Genomic DNA, 25,721 nt, shown 5'->3' with positions numbered 1-25,721 from the left:
GGGGCCCGACGTGTGCGCAGATACGTTCCGCTGACCGCTCCGCCGGGGCATGGCAGGCACCACCGGCGACCGCCGGGCCGCGTCAACTCGGCGTTCTCCCAAGGGGAGTACGGCTTCCCCCGGACGGACGAACACCCTCGGTCAGCTTCCCGGACGACCGCCGCGAGGCGAGACCATCGCCTGGCGTGTCAACTTCCAGCCGTCGCCGTGTCGTTCGACGTAACCCAGTGCCTTGAGTTCGTACAGTCTCGCGACGGCGTCGTCCTCGGTCGTCTGCGCGCCGCGGGCGACCTCCTCGGGTGCGGCGGCCCGCCGGGCGGGCAGTGCGGCGAGGACCCGCCGGGTGGCGGCGGGCAACAGGTCGCGGGGCAGCACCGGTCCGCGCCGCTCCGGGGCAAGCTGCCCCATGTCGCCGACCAGCTCGACGACCTCGGCGGCATCGGTGACGATCAGCGCCTCCCCGCGCAGCAGCTCGTGCACCCCGGCGGAGAGCGCGCTGGTGACGGGGCCGGGCACGCCCATCGTGTGCCGGCCCAGCCGCTGCGCGGCCCGCGCGGTGACCAGCGAGCCGCTGCGGTGGGCCGCCTCAACGACCACGGTTCCCCTGGTCAAGGCGGCGATGACCCGGTTGCGCAGGACGAATCTGCTGGGCGTCGGATGATCGCCCGGGGGCAACTCGCCGATCACCAGCCCCTGTTCCGCGATCCTGTTGATCAACTCCGTGTGTCCGCGCGGATAGGGCCGGTCCACACCGCAGGCCAGCACGGCGACCGTGACCCCGCCCGCGCCGAGGGCACCCCGGTGGGCCGCGCCGTCGACGCCGTAGGCGCCGCCGGAGACGACGACCCAGCCGTGTTCGGCGAGTCCCGCGGCGAGGGTGACGGCCATGTGGGCGCCGTACTCGGTGCAGGCGCGGGCGCCGACCACCGCCACCGACCGCAGCGCCCACATCCGCAGACTGGGCCGCCCGCGCACCCACAGCCCCAGCGGACGGGCGTCGCCCAGGTCGTCGAGCTGCGAGGGCCACTCGGTCCCACCGGGACACACGAACCGCACCCCCGCCTCCCGCGCGACGGCCAGGTCCCGCTCGGGCTCGGCCCGGCGCGCCCGGGCCAGCAGTCCGGCCCAGCGGGTCGCGCCGACGCCCGGCAGCGGCTCCCCGCCCTCGCGCAACCGTGCCGCCACCTCCCCCGCTCCGGTCTCCCGCACCCATCGCCCGGCCTTCTCGTCCCCGGGTTCGACGACCCGGGCGAGGAAGACACGGTCCAGCAGGTCGTGCGGCGGTCCGCCGCTCACGTCAGTGCCCCGATGGCCAGCGGCACACCGCGCGGGACGCCCGTGCGCAGCTGCAGGGCAAGGGCGACGTCCATCCCGCTCGGCCGGTCGTGGCCGACGAGGTCCGCGACGGTCCAGGCGACCCGCAGCACCCGGTCCAGACCCCGCGCGGTCAGCACGCCCCGTTCGAGGCTGCGCTCGGCCTCGTCCATCGCACCGGCCGCGGCGTAGAAGCGGCTGCGCAGTTCACGGCCGGGGACCTCGCCGTTGGTGCTCCACGGGGTGCCGGACAGCCGGGCCGCGGCCCGTTCGCGGGCCTGGCGCACCCGGTCGGCGACCGTCGCCGTGGACTCCCCGCGGGCGCCCCGCTCGGTCAGCTGGGCGCGGGTGACCCGGTCCACCTCCACCCGCAGGTCGACCCGGTCGAGCAGCGGCCCGGAGAGCCGGGCCTGGTAGCGGCGGATCGCCGAGGGCGGGCACTCGCACAGGTCGTCCGTGCGGGAGAAGCGCCCGCAGGGGCACGGGTTGGCGGCCAGCACCATCAGGAATCTGGCCGGGAAGCGCACCACACCGGCACTGCGCGCGATGACCACATGGCCCGCCTCCAGCGGCTGGCGCAGGGCGTCGAGCGCCTGGCTCCTGAACTCCGGTGTCTCGTCGAGGAACAGCACTCCCCGGTGCGACAGCGACACCGCGCCCGGCCTGGCGACGCCCTGGCCTCCGCCGACCAGCGCCTGCATGGTCGCCGAGTGGTGCGGGGCGCAGTACGGGGCGACGTCGATCAGCGGCTTGCCCGCGGGCAGCAGTCCGGCCACCGAGTGCACGGCCGTGACCTCTAGCGACTCCTGCCGGGTGAGCCGCGGCAGGATCGCTGGCAGCCGCTCGGCCAGCATGGTCTTCCCTGCGCCCGGCGGTCCTTCGAGGAACAGATGGTGGCCGCCGGCCGCGGCGACCTCCACCGCCGTGCGGGCCGCTAGCTGGCCCACCACGTCGGCCAGGTCGTGCCCCGCGTCGTGCTGCGCCGCGCCCATGCCGGTGGCCGCTCCGGTGCCGGGCACGCGCAGTCCGGCCAGCAGCGGATCGGGCCGGCCCTGTTCGTCGGGATCCTCCTCGGGCACCGGCTCGTCCGCGAGGACGGCGATGAGCTGCCGGAGGCTGCGGACGCCCAGCACGGACACGCCCGGCACGAGCGAGGCCTCCGCGGCCGCGCACTCCGGCACGACGACCTGCTCGTACCCCGCGTCGGCCGCGGCCAGCACGGCCGGCAGGACACCGCGCACCGGGCGGACCCGTCCGTCCAGGCCCAGTTCCCCGATCATCACGATGTCGGCCAGGACCCGCGGATCGACGCGCTCCGCCGCGCCGAGCACCGCCGCGGCGACGGCGAGATCGAAACCGCTGCCGCTCTTGGGCACCGACGCCGGGCTCAGGCCCACGGTCAGCTTCTTCTGCGGCCAGGCCGTGCCGGAGTTCACCACGGCGGCGCGGACACGGTCGCGGCTCTCCGTGAGGCTCTTGTCGGGGAGCCCGACCAGGGTGAAGGCGGCGACGCCGGGTTCGAGGTCGGCCTGGACCTCGACGACCACGCCCTCGACCCCGACCAGGGCGACCGAGCAGGTGCGGGCGAATCCCATCAGGCCACCCCCCGCGCGTGTTCCACGACGGGCGCGCCGCGGCGGGGCAGGAGCACACCCACCACGTCGATGCGGACCCCACCGGGCGGGGCGCCTCCGTGGGTCTGGATCCAGCGTTCGGCAAGATCGCGCAGGCGCCCGGCCTTCTCCGGGGTCACCGCGGCCATGGGGTGTTCGTAGCCGCCGTCCCTGCGGGTCTTCACCTCGCAGACGACCAGGACGTCCCCGTCCCGCGCCACGATGTCGATCTCGCCCGTGCGGCCGCAGCGCCAGTTGCGCTCCAGGACCGTCATCCCGGCCTCGGCCAGCCGCCGAGCGGCCAGCGTCTCGCCGTACCTGCCGAGGGCACTGCGTGATTTTCCGAATGCGCCGCGCGCGTTTCCCGTGCTCATGTCGGCACCACCTCCGGCGCCAACGATCACGCGGCCCACCCGCAGCGAGTGGATCTTGGTGGACAACCGGGTGTCTGTGGAAAACGCCCTCGCCCGTTCGGGTGAAAGAGCCCGCCCCTCACAGCCCCGGCTGAAAAGGCCCGCCTTCGCACGCCCGGCCGAAAGCGCCCGCTCCCGCACCCCCGCGGAAGGAGCCCGCCTTCACAGCCCCGGCTGAAAAGGCCCACCCCAGGGGCTCAGCTCCCCGGCAGCTCCAGATCGCTCTTGTTGAGCTCCTCGATGTTCACGTCCTTGAACGTGAGCACCCGCACCTGTTTGACGAACCGAGCCGGCCGGTACATGTCCCAGACCCAGGCGTCGGCCATGGAAACCTCGAAGAAGACCTCACCCTGGACCGAGTGCACCTGCATCTCGTAGTCATTGGTCAGGTAGAAGCGCCGCTCGGTCTCGATCACGTACTTGAACAGACCGACGACGTCGCGGTACTCGCGATAGAGCTTGAGCTCCATCTCGGTCTCGTACTTCTCGAGGTCCTCCGCGCTCATGGCATGTTCCCCTTCAGCCGTGCGATCCACCCATTGTGCGCCAGCCTCGCGGCCCTCTAGACGATTTCCGTGTCAAGGGTGACGGGACGGGCCGGGGGACCTTCGTCGAGCAGCGTGCGCAGCAGCCCGGCGAGTCTGGTCGGGTACACCGTCTCATGCGTCCAGGCGAGTTCCTCACACGCCCACCACCGGGCTCCGGCGACGCTGGCCCGCTCCAGTTCCGTCAGTGCCGTGGCCCTGGTCGCGGTCTGGGTCGTACGGGCCAGGTAGTACCACTCGTCCTGGTCCCAGCGGCGTCCCGCGAAGGGGAACGAGCATCTGCGCCGCCACAGCACGGGCCCGAGCTCGACCTCGGTGATCCCCGTCTCCTCGACGAGTTCCCGCAGCGCGGCGTCCGCGCGCGTCTCGTCGCCCTCCACTCCCCCGCCGGGAGTGAACCACCAGTCGTTCGCCGGATCGTCCGGTTCATGACCGTGGAGCAGCAGCACCCGGTCCCGCGGATCGAGCAGCACGACCCGGGCGACCTTCCGCAGACCGCCGTCGTACGAATCCCGCGCGCCGCCACCGGACGAGTCCTGGGGGGCACCGCCGTACGGACGCCGCGGCCCGCTCGCCGAGGACTGCGGCGCCACCTCAGGCGGCACCGGCATCCACCGTCCGCCGCCTGCGCGCACCGCCGACCCGCTTGGCGACGGGCCCGTACGCGGCACCGGCCATGACCAGCACGGCCCCGCCGGCGATCATGCCGACGAGCATCCGGAACGGCCCCGGCTCGGACAGTTCCCCGCCCAGCGCCTCGAACCCGGTCGGGCGGGGCAGCAGGCCGTCCATCGGCCAGGCGACGGCGTCGATCCGGCCGTCGATCGCGGAGCGCGCGACCGTGCCGCTGGCCGCGTCCTGGAGGTGGGCGGTGGAGTCCAGCGAGCCCGCGCGCTCGTCACCGAGCAGGAAGACCCGGTCCTTGGGGACGGTCACCGTGGGGAACGCCATGCTCTCCGCAGCCTCGCCCTCGGGCAGATAGGGCTCGTCGATCTCCTTGCCGTTGACCGTCAGCCGGCCGTCCGTGCAGCAGGCGACGGTGTCCCCGCCGATCCCGACGACCCGCTTGACCAGCGGCGCGTTCGCCCAGGCAGCGTCCTTGAAGACCACCACGTCGCCCCGGCGGATCTCGTCGCCGTCCACGCGCTCCGCCAGCACCCGGTCGCCCGCCTCGATGGTGGGGCTCATCGACCGCGTGGGAACGGTGTACGGCCGGTAGACGACCGCACCCCAGCCGAAGCCGGCGAGGAACAGCACCAGGCCCAGCGCCACCGCCAGCCCGGACAGCACCTGCCCGGCCCGGCCGCCCGCCTCGCCGTCGCCCGTCCCGCCGCTCCGCGGGGCCGTATCTGTCGCACTCTCAGCACCCATGGGTCCGCACCCTACCCGGCGGTACGGGAAGCGGTCAGCCCCCTCTCACGCGACCGAGGTCACGCGGGAAGGGGCTGATGGCACAGGGCGGGGCCGCGCTCGGTGTCACTTGCGCCGGCGGCGCCACACGGCGATCGGAAGCACACCCACGAGCGCCAGCGCCTGGGGCGCCACAGCCGCCGGGGCCGCCGAGCTCCTGTCGACCTCCTCGAGGCTGTCCGGCACGGGCAGCGTGCCCCAGCGGTTGATGGGCCAGGCCTTGACGATGGCGCGGCCGACGACCTTCTCCACGGGCACCATGCCGTGGTGGGAGTCCGACTGGTTGTAGCGCGAGTCGCGGGAGTTCTGGCGGTGGTCGCCCATCACCCAGATGAAGCCCTCGGGGACCGTCACCTTGAAGCGGCCGCCCTGGTCGTCGTCGCTGCACGGCGTGTTGCCCGGGTAGACGTAGGGCTCGTCCAGCGGCTTGCCGTTGACCTTCAGCGGGCCGGTGCCGGCGCACTCGACGGTGTCGCCGCCGACACCGACGACCCGCTTGATCAGGTCCTTCTCCTCCGCGGAGGGCATGAGGCCGATCCAGCTGAGGACCGTCTGGAGGGCGTTCGGGTCGGGCGTGGGCTCACCTGCCAGCCAGTTGTCCGGGTCGTGGAAGACGACGACCTCGCCGCGCTCGGGCTCGGAGCCGAACCACGGGGTCAGCTTGTCGACCAGGACCCGGTCACCCTGCTGAAGAGTGTTCTGCATCGAGTCGGAGGGGATCGAGAAAGCCTGCACCAGGAACGTCTTGATCAGCAGCGCCAGTACGAGCGCGATACCGATCAGGATCGGCAGTTCCTTCCAGAAGGAACGCTGCTTCTTCCTCGGTTCCGCGGGGCGCGTGCCCTCGGGGGTCTGTTCGTCCGTCACCGTGCCGCCCTCGGTCGTACCGGCGTCACTCCCGGGGTTCATGACGCGGTCCGCCGAGGGGCCGGTCGCGTCCCCGGGCCGTCCGCGGTGTTCCTCGCCGTCGTGCCCGGACCGTGCGCCAACCGCCACATCCCCCACGCCAACTCCTCACTCTGTGCCGCCGCCTGTGCCTCATCCGGTGCAGGCCCACCACTCCGATAACGAGCGGGAGTTCCGCAGGGCTCGGGAGCTGGGTCATGGCGTTCGGATCGTCGGAGGCAACCCTATGCGACAGCGGAGGAGCAGCGGTCGACCCGGGCGTGGAGTCGGGCACGGCGGAGAAGGTCTGCGGCTCGTCCAGACCGGTCCAGTGGTTGACGGGCCAGCCGATGACGACGGCGCGTCCCACCACCTCGTCGACCGACACCGTGCCGCCGTAGTCCTGGTCCTGGTGGGCGCGGGAGTCCGCGGAGTCGGAACGGTGGTCGCCCATCACCCACAGACGGCCCTCGGGCACCGTGATGTCGAACTTGGATTCGGAGGGGACGTTGCCCGGATGCAGGTAGGTGGTCTCGTTCAGCGGCATGCCGTTGACGGTCACCCGGCCCTGCGCGTCACAGCACACGACACGGTCGCCGCCGACGCCGACGACCCGCTTGATCAGGTCCTTCTCGTCCTCGGACGGCAGCAGGCCGATGAAGGTCAGCGCCTGCTTGACCTGCTTCACGACGACCGGGTCGTCCTTCTTCCGGGTCGGCTGCTCGCTGCGCAGCCAGCCCCCGGGGTCCTTGAAGACGACGACGTCACCGCGCTGGGGCTCGGAGCCGAACCACGGTGTGAGCTTGTCCACCAGGACCCGGTCGCCGATCTGGATCGTCTGCTCCATGGAGCCGGACGGGATCACGAAGGCCTGCACCAGGAACGTCTTCAGCACCAGCGCTATCAGCACCGCCACTCCGGCCAGGAGCGGTATCTCCTTGATCGCGGAGCGGCGCCGCCGTCGCTTCACCTTGCGCTGGAGCTTGCGCCGGTCGACGCGGCTGCGGCTCGAGGAGGCGCCGGACGAGCGTCGGGTGCCGGTCGGCAGCAGGTCCTCGGCGGCGCTGGTCGCCACGCCACGGGGCTTTCCGCGGTTACCCACGCGCACCACCCGAGGCCGTCCCTGCCGGATCCTGGCCCGTGCCGGCGGAGCCGCTCGCCCCGGGCACTCGCGCGTACGCGTCCGGCCGCTCCAGCCGGCCCACGTGCCCGAACGGCCACACGATCCCCTCGGCCCGGCCGATCACCGCACCGACGGGCACCATGCCGCCGCCGGGTGAGCCCAGATGGTCGCGGGAGTCGCTGGATTCGCTGCGGTGGTCGCCGAGGAGGAACAGCCGTCCCTCCGGCACGACCACCTCGAAGGACACCGAGGACGCGCTGTCACCGGGGTACAGGAAAGTCGACTCGTCGACCTGTCGGCCGTTCACCTCGATCCTGCCCTCCCTGTCACAGCAGACCACGCGGTCTCCCTCTACGCCTACGACGCGTTTGATGTAGTCGGCGTTCCCGAAGTACCCGGTGCCGTCGAAGACGACTACGTCCCCGCGCCGGGGTTCGGCACCGAAACGGTACGCCAACTTATTTACGAGAACGCGGTCCCCGACCCTCAATCCCTGCTCCATCGACCCGCTGGGGATCTGGAACGGCTTCGCCACGAACACGTTGACGAGCAGCAGGAACAGCAGGCAGACCAGCAGCGACAGGGTGATCCCGCCGCCGGGCAGCCAGGGGGTGATCCGCGACACCAACGCGAAACGCGACCGTCCCTCCGGCCCCGGTGTCCCGGGTCCGGAGGAGCGGTCGCGCTCCGTCGGCTGAGCTTCGGTGTCCATCGGGGCCAGATGTTATCCGGCCCCGATGTGAACCCCGACGCGAGATCAGTTCTCGCGCTTCTCCTTGATCTTCGCCGCCTTGCCGCGCAGGTCGCGCAGGTAGTACAGCTTGGCGCGACGCACGTCACCGCGGGTGACGAGCTCGATCTTCTCCACGATCGGGGTGTGCACCGGGAAGGTGCGCTCGACGCCGACGGAGAAGGAGACCTTGCGGACCGTGAAGGTCTCGCGCACGCCGGAACCCTGGCGACGGATCACAACGCCCTTGAACTGCTGCACACGGGAGCGGTTGCCCTCGATGACGCGGACGTGGACGTTGACGGTGTCACCCGGGCGGAAGGCCGGGACGTCGGTGCGCAGCGACGCGGCGTCGACGGTGTCGAGCAGGTGAGACATTTCGTCTGCTTTCTTCGCTGATGCCACAGGTCATCAACGGAAACTAGATGTTCTGGTGGAAAAGCCGTGCGGGTCGGAGCGGACGTCGTGTCCCCCTGCGGCAGGGGCGCACGCCGGACGGCGCACAACAGCGCCCTATTCTTCCACGTCCTCGACCCGCCGCCAAAATCGGCCGAACCGCTCGCCCTCCGGGTCCGGGGCCCAGCCGAGGATGGACAGCATCTCCCGGTCCTTCTTGTCGAAGGTCTTCGGGTCGCAGCGCTCGATCAGGTCGGGACGGTTGGCCGTGGTGCGCCGCAGGGCCTCGTCACGGCGCCAGCGGGCGATCTTCCCGTGGTGGCCGCTGAGCAGCACCTCGGGGATGTCCCGGTCCCGCCACACCGGCGGCTTGGTGTAGACGGGCCCCTCCAGGAGGTTCGCCATCGCGCCGGGCGCGAAGGAGTCGTCCCGGTGCGACTCGGCGTTGCCCAGCACCCCGGGCAGCAGCCGGGCCACGGCCTCGGTGATGACCAGGACGGCCGCCTCGCCGCCGGCCAGGACGTAGTCGCCGATGGACACCTCGTAGACCGGCATCCGGGTGGCGTACTCGTCGACGACCCGCCGGTCGATGCCCTCGTAGCGGGCCGGGGTGAAGACCAGCCAGGGGCGCTCGGAGAGCTCGACGGCCAGTTCCTGGGTGAAGGGCCGGCCACTGGGGGTGGGCACGATCAGCGCCGGCGCGCCGGCCCCCGACTCGTAGCCGTCGGCCAGCACCGAGTCCAGGGCGTCGCCCCAGGGGTCCGTCTTCATGACCATGCCGGGGCCGCCGCCGTAGGGCGTGTCGTCGACCGTGTTGTGGCGGTCGTACGTCCAGGACCGCAGGTCGTGCAGCCGCACGTCCAGGCGGCCACGCGCGCGTGCCTTGCCGACCAGGGAGACGTTCAGCGGCGCCAGGTACTCGGGGAAGATCGTGACGACGTCGAGCCGCATCAGTCGTCGTCCCCGTCGCCGCCGGCCGCCTCCGCGTCGTCCGCAGCGGTCTTGCCGCCGCCGGAGGCCGCCGCGTCGTCCGCAGCGGCCCTGTCGCCGCCGTCCGCGCCCGTGGTGTCGTCCGCAGCCGCCGTGTCGCCGTCGGCGTCCCGGGTGGAGGCGATCTCCGCGCGGTCGTCGATCAGCCCGGGCGGCGGGTCGACGACGGCCCGCTGCTCCTCCAGGTCGATCTCGACGACGATCTCCTGCACGAAGGGGATCATCACCTCGGTGCCGTCCGCCCGCTCGACGATGAAGAGGTCCTGGGAGGGCAGGTGCGAGATCTCCGTGATCCGGCCGACCTCGACGCCGTCCGTGGTGACCACGTCCAGGTCCATCAGCTGGTGGTCGTAGTACTCGTCCTCTTCCTCGGGCAGCTCCTCCGGGTCCACCTCGGCGATGAGGAGCGTGTTGCGCAGCACCTCGGCGCCGGTGCGGTCGGCGACGCCCTCGAAGCGCAGGAGCAGGCGGCCGCTGTGGACGCGGCCGGTGGCGATGGTGAGCGGCCCGGTGGAGGCCGGGTCGGTGGCCAGGACGGCGCCCGGCGCGAGCCGCAGCTCGGGCTCGTCGGTACGCACCTCGACGGTGACCTCGCCCTTGATGCCATGGGCGCGGCCGATCCGCGCGACTACCAGCTGCACGTGTACAGATCTCCTGTCATACGACTACGGGCCGGGGACGGCCCAGTGGCCCTCCCCGGCCCGAGCCGGTTGCCTGAAGCGTGAGCGGACGAGGTCCGCTTCGCCTGAAGCGTCAGCGGATGTTGTCCACGTCGACGAGGTCGACACGGACACCGCGGCCGCCGATGGCGCCCACGACGGTGCGCAGAGCGCGTGCGGTGCGGCCGTTGCGGCCGATCACCTTGCCGAGGTCGTCCGGGTGGACCCGGACCTCGAGCACCCGCCCGCGGCGCAGGTTGCGCGAGGCGACCTGCACATCGTCGGGGTTGTCGACGATGCCCTTCACGAGGTGCTCAAGCGCCTCTTCGAGCATGGTGCTCAGGCCTCGGTCGACTCGGAGGACTCGGCAGCGGCCTCGTCCTTCTTCTCGGCCTTCTTCTTCTGGGTGATGGCCTCACCCTTGCCCTCGTCGTCGCCACCGAGGGCGTCGAACGACGGGCGGGCCTTCTTGGGCTCGGCGACGAGCAGCGGCGCCGGGGCGGGCTCGCCCTTGAACTTCTGCCAGTCGCCGGTCTTCTTCAGGATGGCGAGCACGGGCTCGGTCGGCTGCGCGCCGACACCCAGCCAGTACGCCACGCGGTCGGCGTCCACCTCCATGACCGACGGGTTGTAGGTCGGGTGGTACTTGCCGATCTCCTCGATCGCACGGCCGTCACGGCGGGTGCGGGAGTCGGCGACGACGATGCGGTAGTGAGGCGAACGGATCTTGCCCAGACGCTTCAGCTTGATCTTGACTGCCACGGGAGTGGATTCTCCTGGATTTGACGTGGTGGAGCACACGGTATGCCGCGTGGGGCTGCGGTACCCGAGTGGCCCGACGGACGCGTCAGCCGGAGGAGAGAGGGGTCCTGTGCGACTGTCGAGTACAGCTAGCCATTGTGCCACACGCCGGGGAGCCCCTCCGACCCAGGCCCTGACAGCCCGACGGAGTACGTACCGAGGCCCCGCCAGCCGGGCCGGGCACGCGGCCGAACCCCTGGCGGCAGGCGCCGCCCGAAGCCTCGACGGCCGGGCCGAGCGCACGACCGAGCCCCTCGCCGCCCGCCGGACGAGCGCATGCCGAGGTGCCGCACGTGCTCGTCCCCCACGCGCGGCACCCTCACCGCCCCACCGCACCGACAGCCACGAGTTGCCGGTGTCCCGTGTCGGGCGTTACGCCGCCCCGGCCACCTCGGGAATCCGGAACGGCTTGCCGCAGCCCCCGCACACGATCGGCGCCTGGGCGAGGACCGACGGGACCACGCGCACATTGCGCCCGCAGTCGCAGACGGCCTTCACCCTCACACCGCCACCGGACGAGCCGTGGCGGGCCGCCGGGCCCCGGAACGACCGGGCCGTGTCGGCTGAGGTGGCGGCCGTGTGCGCCTTCAGGGCCCGCTGGAGCCGCTCGATCGTCGGCCGGTAGCGCCGCTTCGCCTCGGGGTTGAGCGTGACCAGCGAGAAGCCGCTGCTCGGGTGCGGCTCGTCGGGATGGTCCAGGCCCAGCTCCTCGGCGATCGCGAGGAATCTGCGGTTGTGGTACCGGCCCGCGCGGGAGGTGTCACGCACCCCGCGCGAGGCTGCGATGCCGTGGACGGCCTCATGGAGCAGCCGTTCGAAGGAGAGCTCGTGACCGCACGCGGACGAGGACTCCCCGATGAGGGACTCGGGGGCGGCGAGGTCCGGCAGTTCGGGGTGGTACCGCTGAATATCGGCCCACGCCTGTGCCAGCTCCGCTGCGAGAACAGGTGGTGTCTGTGTCGTGCTCACGTAATGACAACGATCCAGAGGGCCGCCGTGTTCCTATTCCGGGCCATCCCAAATAATTTGCACGTACCCGTCAGTTGCCACTGATGCGCCCCGACGAGGGCGGGTGCGCTGATCTGCGGAGAAGCCTCGCACCTCATATCAAGCCGGTGCGTAGTAACCCCTACGATCCTGCGCGTAGGCCGGTCGTACGAGACGTGGTGGCCGTGGCCCGCGAAAGCGCAAGGGGCGTTTCGGCCGCCTCGCACGTACTTCGGTCGGCCACCCGTGTATTCCGCTCAGCGCCGGCGACGGCGGCGACGTTACCGGGCGCGTTCCCGCCCGCCCTCACCGGCCCTTCCCCGACGGCCGGTTGCGCCGCGCGCGACGCGCGCCTGTCGATCGACACCGTACCGGCGCATATTGCCGGAAGGTGAAATCTCGCCACATGCGCGACCGGTCCTCAAGCAGGGCCACTCGACCACTGGACGGCACCGCGAGGCGGGAGTTACCTGGCATACGGGGGGACGAGCGCACGACTCGCGGGCCCGGAGCGCGGCCCGCCATCACCTCTCTCGGATTGGGGCGCTTTTCATGACACCTACGCTCGTGCGGCAGCACCGGCCTCACTCGGGACCGCATCCCCGGGTGGATCCGCGGGCACGCGCGCGTGACTGGTCGGAGATCCAGGAACGGATGCTCGTCCCGCTCTACGAGGCCGTGTACGAAAGGCTCGACGTGGGCCCGGCGACCCGGCTCCTCGGCCTCGGCTGCGGCAGCGGACTGGCCCTGCTGATGGCGCGGTCCCGGGGCGCCGCGATCACCGGGACCGACCCCTCCTCCCCCGAACGGCTCGCCCTGGCCCGGGAGCGCCTGCTCCCCGCCGACCCCGGGGCACCCGCACCCGGCCGGGCCCGCATCGTCGAGCACACGGACCCGGCTCCGGGCGCCGACGAGGCACCCCGGTACACCCTGGTCACCGCGTTCGAGCCGGTCGGCTGCGTGGAGGGCGACGCGGAGGGGCTCGGCGAAGTGCTCGCCCCGACCGCCCGGATGGCCGATCGCGGCGCCGCCGTGGTGCTGACCGGCTGGGGCCCGCCGGAACGCTGCACCACCTCGACGGTGCTGCGCTCGCTGCTCGGACCCGCCGATCCGCCGCGCTGCGCGGGCGGCTGGCGCGGCGCCCGGCGCGACGACCTGGAGGACATCGCCCAGCGGGCAGGCCTGCGGCCCGACGGCTCGGGCCGGGTCACCTGCGTGTTCGGGTACGCCGACCTGGACAGCGCGGTGCGCGGGCTGATGTCGACGGGCCTGTTCGACGCGGCCGTCGGCGACCGGGAGCAGGTCGACAAGGAACTGTCGGAGGCGCTGCACCCCTACCGGCGCCCGGACGGCACGGTGTGGATGCCCAACGTCTTCCGCTACCTGATCGCCCGCGTGCCATAGGCGACAGCGGCCCTCCCTCGGTCACGGACACCCTCTACAGCGACAGCGGCCCCCACCCGCTCACGCGCACGCCCCGGGCGACGGAACCGGCACCGGCACCGGCCGAGCGCGCCCTCAAGCCGTCCCGTCCACGCCCTCCTGCGCGTTCCCGCCGACCTGGCCGTTCCCGCCCTCCTTGCCCAGCCGGGTGATCCCGGCGATCCGGTACGCGTCCGCCTCCTCCAGCGTCTCGCGCTCCAGCAGCGCCGCAGCCAGCGCGTCGAGCTGACCGCGGTGGTCGCGCAGCTTGCGGCAGGCCTCGTCGTAGCAGTCGTCGACGATCCGCCGCATCTCGCCGTCGATGACGTCGAGGGTCCCCGGGGCCGCCGCCAGGCCGTACGCCTGCTGGGCTTCGCCCGGCAGGGCCGACAGACGGCCCACCCGCTCGCTCATGCCCCAGCGGGCGACCATCCCGCGCGCGATGTTCGTGACCTGCTCCAGGTCGTTCTCGGCGCCGGTCGTGACGACGCCGAAGACGACGTGTTCCGCCGCCATGCCGCCGAGCGCGCCGATGATCCGGCCGCGCAGATACTCCTCCGTGTACGCGTACTTGTCCGATTCCGGCGTCGACAGGGTCACGCCTAGCGCGCGGCCGCGCGGCACGATGGTGACCTTGCGGACCGGGTCGGCGCCCGGCTGGAGCATGCCGAGCAGCGCGTGCCCGCTCTCGTGGTAGGCCGTCCTGCGGCGCTCCTCCAGGGGCATGACCAGCGGCCGTTCGGCGCCGAGCTGGACCTTCTCCAGCGCCTCCGACAGATCGGACTGGGTGACCTGGTGCTGCCCCCGCTTGACGGCGAGCAGGGCGGCCTCGTTGGCGAGGTTGGCCAGTTCGGCACCGGTCATGCCGGGGGTGGTGCGGGCGACCTGGCCGAGGTTCACGTCCTCGGCCATGGGGATCTGCCGGGTGTGGATCTCCAGGATGGCCTCGCGGCCCCCGCGGTCCGGAGGCGAGACGCTGACGACCCGGTCGAAACGGCCGGGGCGCGTGAGGGCCGGGTCCAGGACGTCCGCGCGGTTGGTGGCGGCGATGACGATGACGCCCTCGGAGCCGGAGAAGCCGTCCATCTCGGTCAGGATCTGGTTGAGCGTCTGCTCGCGTTCGTCGTGGCCGCCGACGCCCGCGCCGGCGCCGCGGGCCCGGCCGATGGTGTCGATCTCGTCGATGAAGATGATCGACGGCGCCACCTTGCGGGCCTCGGCGAACAGCTCCCGCACCCGGGACGCGCCCACGCCCACGATCATCTCGATGAACTCCGAGGCGGACGCCGAGAAGAACGGCACCCCCGCCTCCCCCGCGACCGCCCGCGCCAGCAGGGTCTTGCCCGTGCCGGGCGGCCCCGCGAGCAGCACGCCCCGGGGCATCTTGGCGCCCATACGGCGGTAGGCGTCCGGGTTCTTGAGGAAGTCCACGACGTCGTTGAGCTCGCCCTCGACCTCGTCGATGCCGGCGATGTCGTCGAACGTGGTCCGCGTCGCCCCCGGCTCCAGCTCGACCGGCTTCGGCGGCGGCTTGCGCCCGAACATGCCGCCCGCGCCGCCCATGCCCTGGCGCATCCGCCGCGCGATGAAGATCCACAGGACGACCAGCAGCAGCATCGGCGCCAGGGAGATCAGCAGATTGACGAGAAAACTGCGCTGCTGGACGACCGGCTCCGCCGTGACCGTCACGTTGTGCCGGTCCAGGTTCTCCCACAGCTGGTCGTCCGCGAAGGACGGCCGCTGCGTCTTGAACTTGGTGTACGTGCCGTCGTGGTCCGGCCGGTCCCGCTTCTCCTTGAGCTGCCCCTGGATGGCGTCGCCCTTGGAGTAGATCTTGCTGACGTTCCCGGCGTCGACCTGCTTGCTGAACTCCGTGTACGAGATCGTCGGCTCGTCCCCCTCGTCGAGGAACGACAGCACCAGGTTGGCGATCAGGTACACGATCAGCGCGGCGATGATCAGGTTCCACCAGCCGCCGCGCGGCCGGCGTCCGCCCGGCGAGGACCTGGGCGGCTCCTCGGGCGTGCCCTCGGTGCGCCAGGGCTGGTCGGGGGACTTGCGCGGCGGCGCCGGGTTGCTCATAAGCGGACGTTACGACAGGAAAGCCGCACAAGCATGCGGATCTAGGGCCTCCGCGTCCGCTACGACCAGGGGGCGCCCTCCGTCGGAGAGCGCCCCCTGGGGACGTACGCACCGGGCCTCGTCGGCCCTCGCGCGGAGCCGTGTCAGCCCATGAACTTCTTGAACTCGTCCGGCAGCTCGAAGTCCTGGCCCGCCTGCTGGCCCGGCAGCCCGAAGGCACCGCCCTCGGCGGCGGCCGCGCGGCGGGCGGCCTCCTCCTGCTCCTGCTGCTTGCGCTTCATCGGATTGCCGGAGCGCTGCTTGCCCTTGGCCTGCTTCGGCTGCTTCTTCGTACGGCCCGGACCGCCACCCATGCCCGGCATCCCCGGCATGCCGGGCATCCCGCCGCCCTGGGCCATGCGCGACATCATCTTGCGGGCCTCGAAGAACCGCTCGACCAGGTTCTTCACCGCGCTGACCTCGACACCGGAACCCCGGGCGATACGGGCGCGGCGCGAGCCGTTGATGATCGTCGGTTCCTGGCGCTCGGCCGGGGTCATCGACTTGATGATCGCGGCCGTACGGTCGACGTCACGCTCGTCGATGTTGTTGATCTGGTCCTTGATCTGGCCCATGCCCGGCAGCATGCCGAGCAGCTTGCTGATCGAGCCCATCTTCCTGACCTGCTCCATCTGAGCCAGGAAGTCGTCCAGGGTGAAGTCCTGGCCCTTCTTCGACGCCAGCTTGGAGGCCATCTTCTGGGCCTCTTCCTGGCTGAACGTCTTCTCCGCCTGCTCGATCAGGGTGAGCAGGTCACCCATGTCGAGGATGCGCGAGGCCATCCGGTCAGGGTGGAACGCGTCGAACTCGTCGAGCTTCTCGCCGTTCGACGCGAACATGATCGGCTTGCCGGTGACCTCGCGGATCGACAGGGCCGCGCCACCGCGGGCGTCACCGTCGAGCTTGGAGAGCACCACACCGTCGAAGCCGACGCCGTCACGGAAGGCCTCGGCGGTGTTGACCGCGTCCTGACCGATCATGGCGTCGACGACGAAGAGGATCTCGTCGGGGCCGACCGCGTCACGGATGTCCGCGGCCTGCTGCATCATCTCCTGGTCGATACCGAGGCGGCCCGCGGTGTCGACGATGACGATGTCGTGGACCTTGGCCTTGGCGAAGTCGACGGAGTCCTTGGCGACCTTGACCGGGTCACCGACGCCGTTGCCCGGCTCCGGCGCGTAGACGGCCACACCGGCGCGCTCGGCGACGACGCTGAGCTGGTTCACGGCGTTGGGGCGCTGGAGGTCACAGGCGACGAGCAGCGGCGAGTGGCCCTGCTCCTTCAGCCAGCGGCCGAGCTTGCCCGCGAGGGTGGTCTTACCGGCACCCTGGAGACCGGCCAGCATGATGACCGTCGGCGGCTGCTTGGCGAACCGCAGCCGACGGGTCTCGCCGCCGAGGATCCTGACCAGTTCCTCGTTGACGATCTTGAGGACCTGCTGGGCGGGGTTCAGCGCCTTGGAGACGTCGGCACCGAGGGCACGCTCCTTGACGTTCTTGATGAACGTCCGGACGACCGGGAGGGCCACGTCCGCTTCGAGGAGGGCGATACGGATTTCACGCGCCGTGGCGTCGATATCCGCCTCGCTGAGCCTGCCCTTGCCGCGGAGATTTTTGAAAGTCGCGCTGAGGCGGTCGGAGAGAGTATCGAACACGGTGGCGTCGGTCCTCGGGGTCGGAATCGGTCTGGGCTGCCCTCCAGAGTATCCCGGCGACACAGGTCACCGGGTCTCCCCGGTCAGCCCCGCAAAGTCTCCTCCAGCTTCCGCGCCACCGAGGCGGCCTCCTCCCCCGGCAGCGGGGCGCCCTCCTCGCCCGTGACGTAGAAGGCGTCGACGGCGTTCGCGCCGAGCGTGGAGACATGGGCGCTGCGCACCCGGACCGCCGCGTCCTCCAGGGCCCGGCCGATCCGGAACAGCAGGCCGGGGGCGTCCTGGGCACGCACCTCGATGACCGTGGCGTGGCGCGAGGCGGCCGGGGCCACCGTCACGTGCGGCGGCGGGGCGACGACCCCGCGGCGCCTCGGGTAGGCCGCGTCCCGCTCGGCGAGGCGCCCGGCCACGTCCAGCGAGCCGTCCAGGGCACGGACGAGATCGGCGCGCAGCCGGGCGGCCTGCGGCAGGGAGCCGTACTCGGCGGCGACGCGCCAGTTCAGCACCAGGACCGAGCCGTCGACGCCCTCGGGCAGGTCCAGGGCGCGCAGCTCGGCCGTGCGGACGGTGAGCCGGTGCATGGCGAGGACGCCCGCGGCGGCGGGCAGCACCCCCGGCTGGTCCGGTACGGCCATCAGCAGCTCCACGCCCAGCGGCTCGGGCCCCTCCGCCGCGGTCTCCCCGGCCGGCGGCTCGGTCTGCGCGCGCAGCGCGAGCACGGGGCCGCCGGTGCGGAACGCCTCGATGGCGAGCCGTTCCTGCTCGGCGGTCGGGGCGGCGGCCTCGGGCTCGTCGGCGGTGTCCCCGGCGAGCACCGCGGAGACGCGTTTGACCAGGTCGGCGACGAGCGAGCCGCGCCAGGAGGACCAGGCCGCCGGGCCGGTGGCCAGGGCGTCCGCCTCGGTCAGGGCGTGCAGCAGCTCCAGCGTGCTCTGGGAGCCGACCGCCTCGGCGACGGCCCGCACGGTGGCGGGGTCCTCCAGGTCGCGCCGGGTGGCCGTCTCGATGAGCAGCAGATGCTGCCGTACGAGGGTGGCGAGGCAGGCGACGTCGGAGCGGTCGAAGCCGATCCTGGTCGCCACGTCGCGGGCGATGATCTCACCGGCCACGGAGTGGTCGCCGGGCCAGCCCTTGCCGATGTCGTGCAGCAGCGCGCCGACCAGCAGCAGGTCGGGGCGGCTGACGCGGCGGGTGAACTCGGAGGCGCGCACCGCGGTCTCGATGAGATGCCGGTCGACGGTCCACACGTGCACGGCGTTGCGCTGCGGGCGGCAGCGCACCCGCTCCCAGTCCGGCAGGATGCGGGTGATCAGGCCCTCGGCCTCCAGTGCCTCCCAGACCTCGACGGTGGGGCGGCCGGAGCCGAGCAGGGTGACGAGCTGCTCGCGCGCCTCGGCGGGCCAGGGCGTGGGCAGCGGGCGCACGGTCGCGGCGAGCCGCCGGACGGCGTGCAGGGAGAGCGGCAGGCCGGCCTGGGCGGCGGCGGCCGCGGCGCGCAGCGGCAGCACCGGGTCGCGCTCGGGGCGGGCGGCGCGGGCGAGCACCACCTCGCCCTCCTGCTCGACGACTCCCTCGGCCAGTGGGGAACGCTCGGCGACCGGCTTGCCGCCGCCCAGCATGGCGCGCAGCCGCGGCCGTACCGCGCGCGAGCGCAGCACCCGGCCGACTTCGCGCCAGGTGACGTCGCTGGCGTAGGAGATGACCCGGGCGGCCTCGTAGACCTGGCGCAGCAGGGTGTCGGCGTCGAGGAGGCCGAGCCCGGCGGCGACCTGGTCCTGTTCCTGGAGGGCGAGCCGGTCGGTGGCGCGCCCGGTGGCGAGATGGAGGGCGTCACGGACGTCGAGGAGGTGGCGCCGGGCGTCGTCGAGGCCCTCGCGCGGGGCGTCGGCGAGCCAGGAGGCGGCGACCGCGCGCAGGGCGGTGGCGTCGCGCAGCCCGCCGCGGGCCTCCTTGAGGTCGGGTTCCAGGAGGTACTGGAGCTCGCCCTGGCGTTCGGCGCGTTCGGCGCACAGTTCCTGGAGTTCGGGCAGGCGTCTGGGGGCCTGGTTGCGCCAGTCGGCGAGGACGGTGGTGCGCAGTGAGGCGGTGAGGCCGAGGTCGCCGGCGAGGTGCCGGGCGTCCAGCAGGCCGAGCTGGACCTTGAGGTCCTCCCCCGCGGTCCGGCGCGCCTCGGCCGGGGTGCGCACGGAGTGGTCGAGGGCGAGTCCGAGGTCCCAGACCGGGTACCAGACGCGGTCGGCGAGCGCGGCCACCGCGTCGGGGTCGGTGCCGTCGTGCAGCAGGAGCAGGTCGAGGTCGCTGCGCGGGGAGAGTTCGCCGCGGCCGTAGCCGCCGACGGCGATCAGGGAGACTCCGCGCAGTTGTCCGGCGCCGGCGGTGAACAGTCCGGCCAGCCACTCGTCGGTGAGCCCGGCGAGGGCGGCACGGCGCGGCGGCCCGGACCGCGCCTCCTCGGTGAGGAGACGCAGCCGGGCCGCCGCATAGCCGCTGGGTCCCGAGTCCTCTTCTTCCGTACGAACGTTCGTGCTCGTCACCCAGCGACTCCTGTTCTCTGTGTCAGAGCGCGTCCGGGCCGCGCTCGCCGGTGCGGACCCGTACGGCCGTCTCGACCGGCAGGGACCAGACCTTCCCGTCACCGATCTTGCCGGTGCGGGCGGCCTTGACGATGACGTCGATCAGCTGCTCGGCGTCGTCGTCCTCGGCCAGCACCTCGATGCGGATCTTGGGAACCAGGTCGACGGTGTACTCGGCACCCCGGTAGACCTCGGTGTGGCCGCGCTGCCGACCGTATCCGCTGGCCTCGGTGACGGTCAGACCGTGCACGCCGAAGGCCTGGAGGGCTTCCTTGATCTCGTCGAGCCGGTGGGGCTTGACGACCGCGGTGATGAGCTTCATGCGTCCACCTTCTTGCTCGCAGCGTCGGCGACCGGGGCCGGGGCGGCCGTGCGGGCGGCACCGCCGCCGGCACCACTGAAGTCGTATGCCGTCTCGGCGTGCTCGGCCTGGTCGATGCCGGCGACCTCGTCGTCCTCGGAGACCCGCATGCCGATGGTCTTGTCGAGGATGAAGGCGAGGATCGCGGAGACGACCAGCGAGTAGGCGAGGACACCGAAGACTCCGGCGCACTGCTTCCAGAACTGCTCCAGGCCGCCGCCGTAGAAGAGGCCCTCGACGTCGGACTGGCCCTTGCCGCTGGCGAGGAGGCCGACGAGCAGGGAGCCGACGACACCGCCGACCAGGTGGACTCCGACGACGTCGAGCGAGTCGTCGTAGCCGAACTTGTACTTCAGGCCGACCGCCATGGCGCACAGCAGACCGGCGACGGCACCGACGGCGATCGCGCCGACCGGGGAGACCGCACCACCGGAGGGGGTGATGGCGACCAGACCGGCGACGGCACCGGAGGCGGCGCCCAGCGTGGTGAACGCGCCGTGGCGGATCTTCTCGTAGACGAGCCAGGCGAGGATGGCGGCGGCGGTGGCGACCTGCGTGTTGACGAACATCAGGGAGCCGACACCGTCGTCGTTGCCGAGCCACGAGCCGGCGTTGAAGCCGAACCAGCCGAACCACAGCAGACCGGCACCGAGCATCACCAGGGGAAGGCTGTGCGGGCGCATCGGGTCCTTCTTGAAGCCGACGCGCTTGCCGATGACGAGGATCACGCCGAGGGCCGCGGCACCGGCGTTGATGTGCACCGCCGTACCACCGGCGAAGTCGATCACGCCCATGTCGAAGGCCCAGCCGCCCTCACCCCAGACCCAGTGGGCGACGGGGAAGTAGACGACGGTCGCCCACAGGGCGATGAACAGCGCCCAGGCGCTGAACTTCACCCGGTCCGCGAGCGCACCGCTTATCAGGGCGGGGGTGATGATCGCGAACATCAGCTGGAAGACCATGAAGACGAGGAGCGGGATGTTGTACGTCCCCCACAGCTCGTCCTTGTCGACCCCGCTGAGGCCGACCCAGTCGGAGTTCCAGCCGATGAGGCTGCCGGAGTCGGTGCCGAAGGCGAGCGAGAAGCCGTAGAGCACCCACAGGATGGTGACGATCCCGAGGCTGATGAAGCTCATCATCAGCATGTTCAGGGTGCTCTTGACCCGGACCATGCCTCCGTAGAAGAAGGCCAGCGCCGGCGTCATGAGCATCACCAGGGCGGAGCAGATGAGCATGAAACCTGTGTTGGCGGCAGAGAGCTCCGTCTCTGCGGCAAGCGTGATGGCTGGTGCCATCGGCGTCTCCTCGTCGTTGGTACGGCCCCGTGCGGGCAGAGCCTTGAGCGGATTGAGGGGTGGGCCGGTTATGCGCCATGAGATTCGCGCAGCGCGGTTTCGGTGGAAGCCCCTCGTTGTTTCGCGGCGGTGACGAAGGCGCCGTGTGTGTTACGCCTCGGTGAATCGCGAGATCCGGGCCCGCGAGATCGTTATCGTGGCGCAACCTTCGCCACGAAGGACCGCAACCACGCATTGAGCAACCACGACGGCGAGCAACCACCTCCGCGAGAGCGGCGCCGGTTCAGGCGCAAAAACAGGCCGACCGCGGGCGGCCTTCCGAAATGACTGGCATGGGGGAGCCGAGTCGGGCAGTTCGGGAGGGCCGGCCGCGGCCGGGGTTCAGGGGTGGTGCCGCCGGTGCCTCAGACCGCCTCGGCGGTCTCGGGCAGCTCGATCGCGAGCCGGTCGGTGAGGTCGAGCACCTCGGCGAGGTCGCCGAAATCGCGTACGGCGGTGTCCACGGTCTTTCGGATACGAGTGTTCACGCGCTCGGAACGCACCTTCTTGGCCACCCGCATGGCCTCGGCGGCCAGCACGGTGCTCCGCTCGGGCTCGCGCTGGAGCAGATGCACGGTGGCCATGCCGATGAGGTTGAGCGCGTAGGAACGCTGGTGCTCGGAGTCCTTGGCGAACAGCTCCACCGCCCGCTCCATCAGGGGCTCGGCCAGGGAGGCGTAGGCGGGGCTGCGGCCGGCCACGTAGGCGAGGTCCCGGAAGGAGTGGGAGTTCTCGCCGTACAGCTCGGCCTCGGAGAAGAAGCGGATCCAGTCGGGGTCCGGCTCGTCCCACTCGTCGGCCTCGCCGAAGGTGTCCTCGGCCATCCGCACGGCCCGCTTGCACTTGCCGGGCTGCCCCATGTTGGCGTAGGCGCGGGCCTCCATCGCATACAGCATCGACTGGGTGCGCGGACTCGCGCAGTCCCTGCTGCCGTACTGGGCCAGGTGGATCAGCTCCAGGGCGTCGTCGGGCCGCCCGAGGTGGATCATCTGGCGGCTCATGCTGGAGAGCACGTAGGAGCCGAGCGGCCGGTCGCCCGCCTCCTTGGCCGCGTGCAGCGCGAGGACGAAGTACTTCTGGGCGGTGGGCTGGAGACCGATGTCGTACGACATCCAGCCCGCCAGTTCGGCGAGTTCGGCGGCGACCTTGAACAGCCGGCGGGTGGTGCCCTCGGGCTGGCTCTCCTGGAGCAGGTCGGTGACCTCGTGCAGCTGGCCGACGACGGCCTTGCGGCGCAGACCGCCGCCGCACTGGGCGTCCCACTGGCGGAACATCACGGTGGTGGACTCGAGCAGATCCAGCTCGGGCCTGGACAGTTCACCGCGGGCGCGGTGTGCGGGTCCGCCGGTCTCGGGCTGCGGCACCGGGCCCGGGGCGACCGGCACCAGCCAGCGCTGCATGGGCTCGATGAGGGAAGGACCCGCGGCCAGGGCGAGGGAGGTGCCGAGGAAACCGCGCCGGGCGAGCATCAGGTCGCTGCGCGAGAACTCGCTGAGCAGCGCCACCGTCTGGGGGCCGGTCCAGGGCAGGTCGACGCCGGAGGAGGAGGGCGTCTGGCGGGCGGCGCGCAGCCCGAGGTCCTCGACGGAGACGACACAGCCGAAGCGCTCGGAGAACAGCTCGGACAGGATCCTGGGGATCGGCTCGCGCGGGTTCTCCCCGTCGAGCCACCGGCGCACCCTCGAGGTGTCGGTGGAGATGTGGTTGGCACCCAACTGACGCGCCCGGCGGTTCACTTGCCGTGCCAGTTCGCCCTTCGACCAGCCACTGCGCACGAACCACGAGCCGAGCAGCTCGTTGGGGCGCTTCTCAGCGTTCGTCCCGCCTCCGCCGTTGCCGCCCACTGGAGCGCCCCCATCCCTGAAGACCGCTTGCCGCCACCTTGCGTCAAGCCCTATCAGAATGCCCGTCAAACGGGCCGCCCGTCCGGTAGTTCCACCCTTCGAACGGGAAACCGGGTTGCCCCCGGCATACCCACGAGTGCAAGTGCCGCACCGTCTTGTGCACTCAAAGTAATCCTACGATCACCCCTCCAGCCATGGCGATCCGGGAAACGCCACCATTCGCCACCCCTTCGAATGAACTCACGTCGCCCTACTCACGATTCACTTGACATAGGACAGCCGGAAGTGGGCGTAGCGGTGCACACAGGGGCGCGCGCCGCCGGGCACACCACCGGGTGCGCGCGAGGGCGCCCTTCGCACCGGTGACGGACCGCTTTCGTTCCTCGCCCGGCCGTCTCGTAACCACCGGCGCGTCGGACCCGTTGGAGGGGGCATGGGTTTCACGATCGGCAGTAGTCGGGGCATTCGCGACATCCGGTCCGGCACGCGCCGCCGCGGGCGCGCGTCGGAGTGCACCGCCGTGGCCGAGTACACCGGCCTGTGGGGCTGGGACGTCGCCCCCGGTGCCCGGACCGCCGCGGGCGCCTGCTCCTGCGGCCGGGCCGGCTGCCGCACGCCCGGCGCGCATCCCCTGGAGTTCGCCCCCGGGGTGCCGGCCGGGGCGACGCTGGACGAGGCGACCGAGGCGTGGTCCCAGTTCCCGGGCGCCGCGGTGATGCTGCCGGTCGGGCGGGCCTTCGACGTCATCGAGGTCGCCGAGGCGACCGGGCGGCGGGCGCTGGTACGGCTGGAGCGCATGGGCCTGCCGCTCGGCCCGGTCACCGTCACGCCCGACGGCCGGGCCCACTTCTTCGTCGCCCCCGGCGCCGCGGCCGAGCTGCCCGAGCTGCTCTACCGCATGGGCTGGGACGACCCGGGCCTCGATCTGCGCGCGCTCGGGCACGGCACGCACATCACCGCGCCGCCCTCCGACCGCGGCGGCCTCGGCCCCGTCCAGTGGCTCCGCGCGCCCTGCCTCGACTCGGCCACCAGGCCGCCCCAGGCACGGCTGCTGCTGGGCACGCTGGCCTACGTGGCACACCGCTCGCGCGCCTGACCGGCCCCATGACGAAGCGCCCGTCCCCAACTGCACCTTGGGGGCGGGCGCTTCTCGATCACGGATCGGCGGGCGGGTGTCACTCCCCGATGAGCGCGTCCACGAACGCCTCGGGCTCGAACGGGGCCAGGTCGTCGGGTCCCTCGCCGAGACCGACGAGCTTGACGGGGACGCCCAGCTCGCGCTGGACGGCGATCACGATGCCGCCCTTGGCGGTGCCGTCGAGCTTGGTGAGGACGATGCCGGTGATGTCGACGACCTCGGCGAAGACACGGGCCTGCACCAGGCCGTTCTGACCGGTCGTGGCGTCGAGCACGAGCAGCACCTCGTCGAGCGGGGCGTGCTTCTCCACGACCCGCTTGACCTTGCCGAGCTCGTCCATGAGACCGGTCTTGGTGTGCAGACGGCCGGCGGTGTCGATGAGGACCACGTCGGTCCCCATCTCCTTGCCCTCCTTCACCGCGTCGAAGGCGACGGAGGCCGGATCGCCGGCCTCGGGCCCGCGCACGGTGTGGGCGCCCACGCGCTCGCCCCAGGTCTGGAGCTGGTCGGCGGCGGCGGCCCGGAAGGTGTCGGCGGCGCCGAGGACGACCGTGCGCCCGTCGGCGACCAGCACGCGGGCGAGCTTGCCGGTGGTGGTGGTCTTGCCGGTGCCGTTGACGCCGACGACCATCACGATGCCGGGCTTGCGGTCCTCCGGCTCGGTCTTCACCGTACGGTCGGCATCGGTGCCGACGAGCTTGAGCAGCTCCTCGCGCAGCAGTCCGCGCAGCTCCTCGGGCGTGCGGGTGCCGAGCACCTTCACGCGCTCGCGCAGCTGCTCGACCAGTTCCATGGTGGGCTGCACGCCGACGTCGGCGGTCAGCAGGGTGTCCTCGATCTCGTCCCAGGTCTCGTCGTCGAGGTGCTCGCGCGACAGCAGCGTGAGCAGCCCCTTGCCGAGGGCGTTCTGGGAACGGGACAGCCGGGCGCGCAGGCGCACCAGGCGTCCCGCGGTGGGCTCCGGGATCTCGATCTCGGTCGGCGGGAGTTCCTCGGCGACGGGCGGCTCCTCCACCGTGACGGGGGCGCCGCCACCGGGAAGGTCCACCTCCTCGATCGTCCGGCGGGGCTCGTCCCGCGGTGTCTCGGCCTCGTCGCCGACGTGCGGCTCGGCCGGTGGGGTGGTGATCTCGGGCGCGGCGGGCGGGGGCGGCGGCAGCGACTTCTTCCGTCGGCTGCCGATGACGAGCCCACCGAGCACGCCGAGCACGACCACGGCGATGACTACAGCAAGGATGACGGTTTCCATAACCCGTCCAGTATCGGCCATGGGTCCGGCTCGGACACGGCTTGGACGTTCGTCCAATGGGCGGGCGCGGCGGGCATGTGCGCGGGCGCGGCCCTCGCACATGCGCAGTCGCGGGTGAGCCGCCCGCGCGGGCCACGGCGTGCTTGCCCGTCCGGGCCCGG

24 protein-coding genes are annotated in these 25,721 nt (G+C 71.9%); 2 read left to right on the top strand and 22 right to left on the bottom strand.

Going from position 1 to position 25,721, the window contains the following annotated elements:
- Positions 1-141: 141 nt before the first annotated feature.
- The 15 genes from dprA to ACZ6SQ_RS21080 all read right to left on the bottom strand — a co-directional run bounded on the left by dprA (position 142) and on the right by ACZ6SQ_RS21080 (position 11,848).
- A complete protein-coding gene (gene dprA, locus ACZ6SQ_RS21150) occupies positions 142-1,296 on the bottom strand; it encodes a DNA-processing protein DprA (protein ID WP_469564213.1) in 1,155 nt (384 codons plus the stop codon).
- Complete coding sequence (locus ACZ6SQ_RS21145; RefSeq protein ID WP_469564209.1) at positions 1,293-2,909, bottom strand: YifB family Mg chelatase-like AAA ATPase; 1,617 nt, start codon at positions 2,907-2,909, stop codon at positions 1,293-1,295. Before ACZ6SQ_RS21145 ends, dprA begins: the two co-directional genes overlap by 4 nt.
- On the bottom strand, positions 2,909-3,331 hold the full coding sequence (locus tag ACZ6SQ_RS21140) for a YraN family protein (protein ID WP_386378112.1): 423 nt from the start codon (positions 3,329-3,331) through the stop codon (positions 2,909-2,911). The genes ACZ6SQ_RS21145 and ACZ6SQ_RS21140 overlap by 1 nt, the downstream gene beginning before the upstream one ends.
- A 206-nt stretch (positions 3,332-3,537) precedes the next feature.
- Complete coding sequence (locus ACZ6SQ_RS21135) at positions 3,538-3,846, bottom strand: DUF2469 domain-containing protein (RefSeq protein WP_005311352.1); 309 nt, start codon at positions 3,844-3,846, stop codon at positions 3,538-3,540.
- Positions 3,847-3,902: 56 nt separating this feature from the next.
- Positions 3,903-4,496, bottom strand: a complete 594-nt coding sequence (locus ACZ6SQ_RS21130) for an NUDIX hydrolase (RefSeq protein ID WP_469564207.1) — start codon at positions 4,494-4,496, stop codon at positions 3,903-3,905.
- On the bottom strand, positions 4,480-5,256 hold the full coding sequence (lepB, locus tag ACZ6SQ_RS21125) for a signal peptidase I (RefSeq protein ID WP_469564204.1): 777 nt from the start codon (positions 5,254-5,256) through the stop codon (positions 4,480-4,482). Before lepB (ACZ6SQ_RS21125) ends, ACZ6SQ_RS21130 begins: the two co-directional genes overlap by 17 nt.
- 105 nt (positions 5,257-5,361) lie before the next feature.
- Positions 5,362-6,300, bottom strand: a complete 939-nt coding sequence (gene lepB / locus ACZ6SQ_RS21120; protein ID WP_469564201.1) for a signal peptidase I — start codon at positions 6,298-6,300, stop codon at positions 5,362-5,364.
- Positions 6,188-7,282: a signal peptidase I gene (gene lepB, locus ACZ6SQ_RS21115; protein ID WP_469564197.1), complete on the bottom strand. Its 1,095-nt coding sequence runs from the start codon at positions 7,280-7,282 to the stop codon at positions 6,188-6,190. Before lepB (ACZ6SQ_RS21115) ends, lepB (ACZ6SQ_RS21120) begins: the two co-directional genes overlap by 113 nt.
- A complete protein-coding gene (gene lepB / locus ACZ6SQ_RS21110; RefSeq protein WP_469564194.1) occupies positions 7,275-8,015 on the bottom strand; it encodes a signal peptidase I in 741 nt (246 codons plus the stop codon). Before lepB (ACZ6SQ_RS21110) ends, lepB (ACZ6SQ_RS21115) begins: the two co-directional genes overlap by 8 nt.
- 45 nt (positions 8,016-8,060) lie before the next feature.
- Positions 8,061-8,411, bottom strand: a complete 351-nt coding sequence (gene rplS / locus ACZ6SQ_RS21105; RefSeq protein ID WP_469564191.1) for a 50S ribosomal protein L19 — start codon at positions 8,409-8,411, stop codon at positions 8,061-8,063.
- A gap of 135 nt (positions 8,412-8,546) precedes the next feature.
- Positions 8,547-9,380, bottom strand: coding sequence for a tRNA (guanosine(37)-N1)-methyltransferase TrmD (gene trmD / locus ACZ6SQ_RS21100; RefSeq protein WP_469564190.1), 834 nt, complete (start codon positions 9,378-9,380; stop codon positions 8,547-8,549).
- Positions 9,380-10,060, bottom strand: coding sequence for a ribosome maturation factor RimM (gene rimM / locus ACZ6SQ_RS21095; RefSeq protein ID WP_469564187.1), 681 nt, complete (start codon positions 10,058-10,060; stop codon positions 9,380-9,382). The genes trmD and rimM overlap by 1 nt, the downstream gene beginning before the upstream one ends.
- Before the next feature lie 112 nt (positions 10,061-10,172).
- Positions 10,173-10,412: an RNA-binding protein gene (locus ACZ6SQ_RS21090; protein WP_030168271.1), complete on the bottom strand. Its 240-nt coding sequence runs from the start codon at positions 10,410-10,412 to the stop codon at positions 10,173-10,175.
- 5 nt (positions 10,413-10,417) lie between these two features.
- Positions 10,418-10,840 carry a 30S ribosomal protein S16 gene (gene rpsP / locus ACZ6SQ_RS21085; protein ID WP_469564183.1) on the bottom strand — a complete coding sequence of 141 codons (423 nt, stop codon included), beginning with the start codon at positions 10,838-10,840 and terminating at the stop codon, positions 10,418-10,420.
- A 411-nt stretch (positions 10,841-11,251) separates the two neighbouring features.
- Complete coding sequence (locus ACZ6SQ_RS21080) at positions 11,252-11,848, bottom strand: hypothetical protein (RefSeq protein ID WP_386378036.1); 597 nt, start codon at positions 11,846-11,848, stop codon at positions 11,252-11,254.
- Positions 11,849-12,418: 570 nt separating this feature from the next.
- Between ACZ6SQ_RS21080 and ACZ6SQ_RS21075 the strand changes: the two genes are divergently transcribed.
- Positions 12,419-13,270, top strand: coding sequence for an SAM-dependent methyltransferase (locus tag ACZ6SQ_RS21075; protein ID WP_469564180.1), 852 nt, complete (start codon positions 12,419-12,421; stop codon positions 13,268-13,270).
- Between the two features lie 114 nt (positions 13,271-13,384).
- On the opposite strand, the gene ftsH is transcribed toward ACZ6SQ_RS21075, so the two are convergent.
- From ftsH to nsdA, 6 genes are all read right to left on the bottom strand, one after another.
- Positions 13,385-15,370 (bottom strand): ATP-dependent zinc metalloprotease FtsH, encoded by a 1,986-nt coding sequence (ftsH, locus tag ACZ6SQ_RS21070; protein WP_469564177.1) that lies wholly within the window; start codon positions 15,368-15,370, stop codon positions 13,385-13,387.
- A 143-nt stretch (positions 15,371-15,513) separates the two neighbouring features.
- Positions 15,514-17,064 carry a signal recognition particle protein gene (gene ffh / locus ACZ6SQ_RS21065; RefSeq protein ID WP_469564174.1) on the bottom strand — a complete coding sequence of 517 codons (1,551 nt, stop codon included), beginning with the start codon at positions 17,062-17,064 and terminating at the stop codon, positions 15,514-15,516.
- A gap of 83 nt (positions 17,065-17,147) precedes the next feature.
- A complete protein-coding gene (locus tag ACZ6SQ_RS21060; protein ID WP_469564172.1) occupies positions 17,148-19,595 on the bottom strand; it encodes a [protein-PII] uridylyltransferase in 2,448 nt (815 codons plus the stop codon).
- Positions 19,596-19,617: 22 nt separating this feature from the next.
- Entirely contained in the window at positions 19,618-19,956 is a 339-nt protein-coding gene (locus ACZ6SQ_RS21055; RefSeq protein WP_003997576.1) for a P-II family nitrogen regulator, read from the bottom strand.
- The gene (locus ACZ6SQ_RS21050; protein ID WP_469564166.1) at positions 19,953-21,290 is read right to left on the bottom strand and encodes an ammonium transporter; all 1,338 of its coding nucleotides are present in this window, start codon (positions 21,288-21,290) and stop codon (positions 19,953-19,955) included. Before ACZ6SQ_RS21050 ends, ACZ6SQ_RS21055 begins: the two co-directional genes overlap by 4 nt.
- 404 nt (positions 21,291-21,694) lie before the next feature.
- On the bottom strand, positions 21,695-23,173 hold the full coding sequence (gene nsdA, locus ACZ6SQ_RS21045) for a transcriptional repressor NsdA (protein ID WP_469564163.1): 1,479 nt from the start codon (positions 23,171-23,173) through the stop codon (positions 21,695-21,697).
- A gap of 433 nt (positions 23,174-23,606) precedes the next feature.
- Between nsdA and ACZ6SQ_RS21040 the strand changes: the two genes are divergently transcribed.
- On the top strand, positions 23,607-24,269 hold the full coding sequence (locus ACZ6SQ_RS21040) for a bifunctional DNA primase/polymerase (protein WP_469564160.1): 663 nt from the start codon (positions 23,607-23,609) through the stop codon (positions 24,267-24,269).
- A 79-nt stretch (positions 24,270-24,348) separates the two neighbouring features.
- On the opposite strand, the gene ftsY is transcribed toward ACZ6SQ_RS21040, so the two are convergent.
- Positions 24,349-25,560 (bottom strand): signal recognition particle-docking protein FtsY, encoded by a 1,212-nt coding sequence (gene ftsY, locus ACZ6SQ_RS21035; protein ID WP_469564157.1) that lies wholly within the window; start codon positions 25,558-25,560, stop codon positions 24,349-24,351.
- Between the last annotated feature and the right edge of the window lie 161 nt (positions 25,561-25,721).

Source organism: Streptomyces sp. NPDC048600 (genome assembly GCF_055587025.1).
Note: the sequence above shows the minus strand (reverse complement) of the source record. Positions and strands in the feature narration are given on the sequence as shown.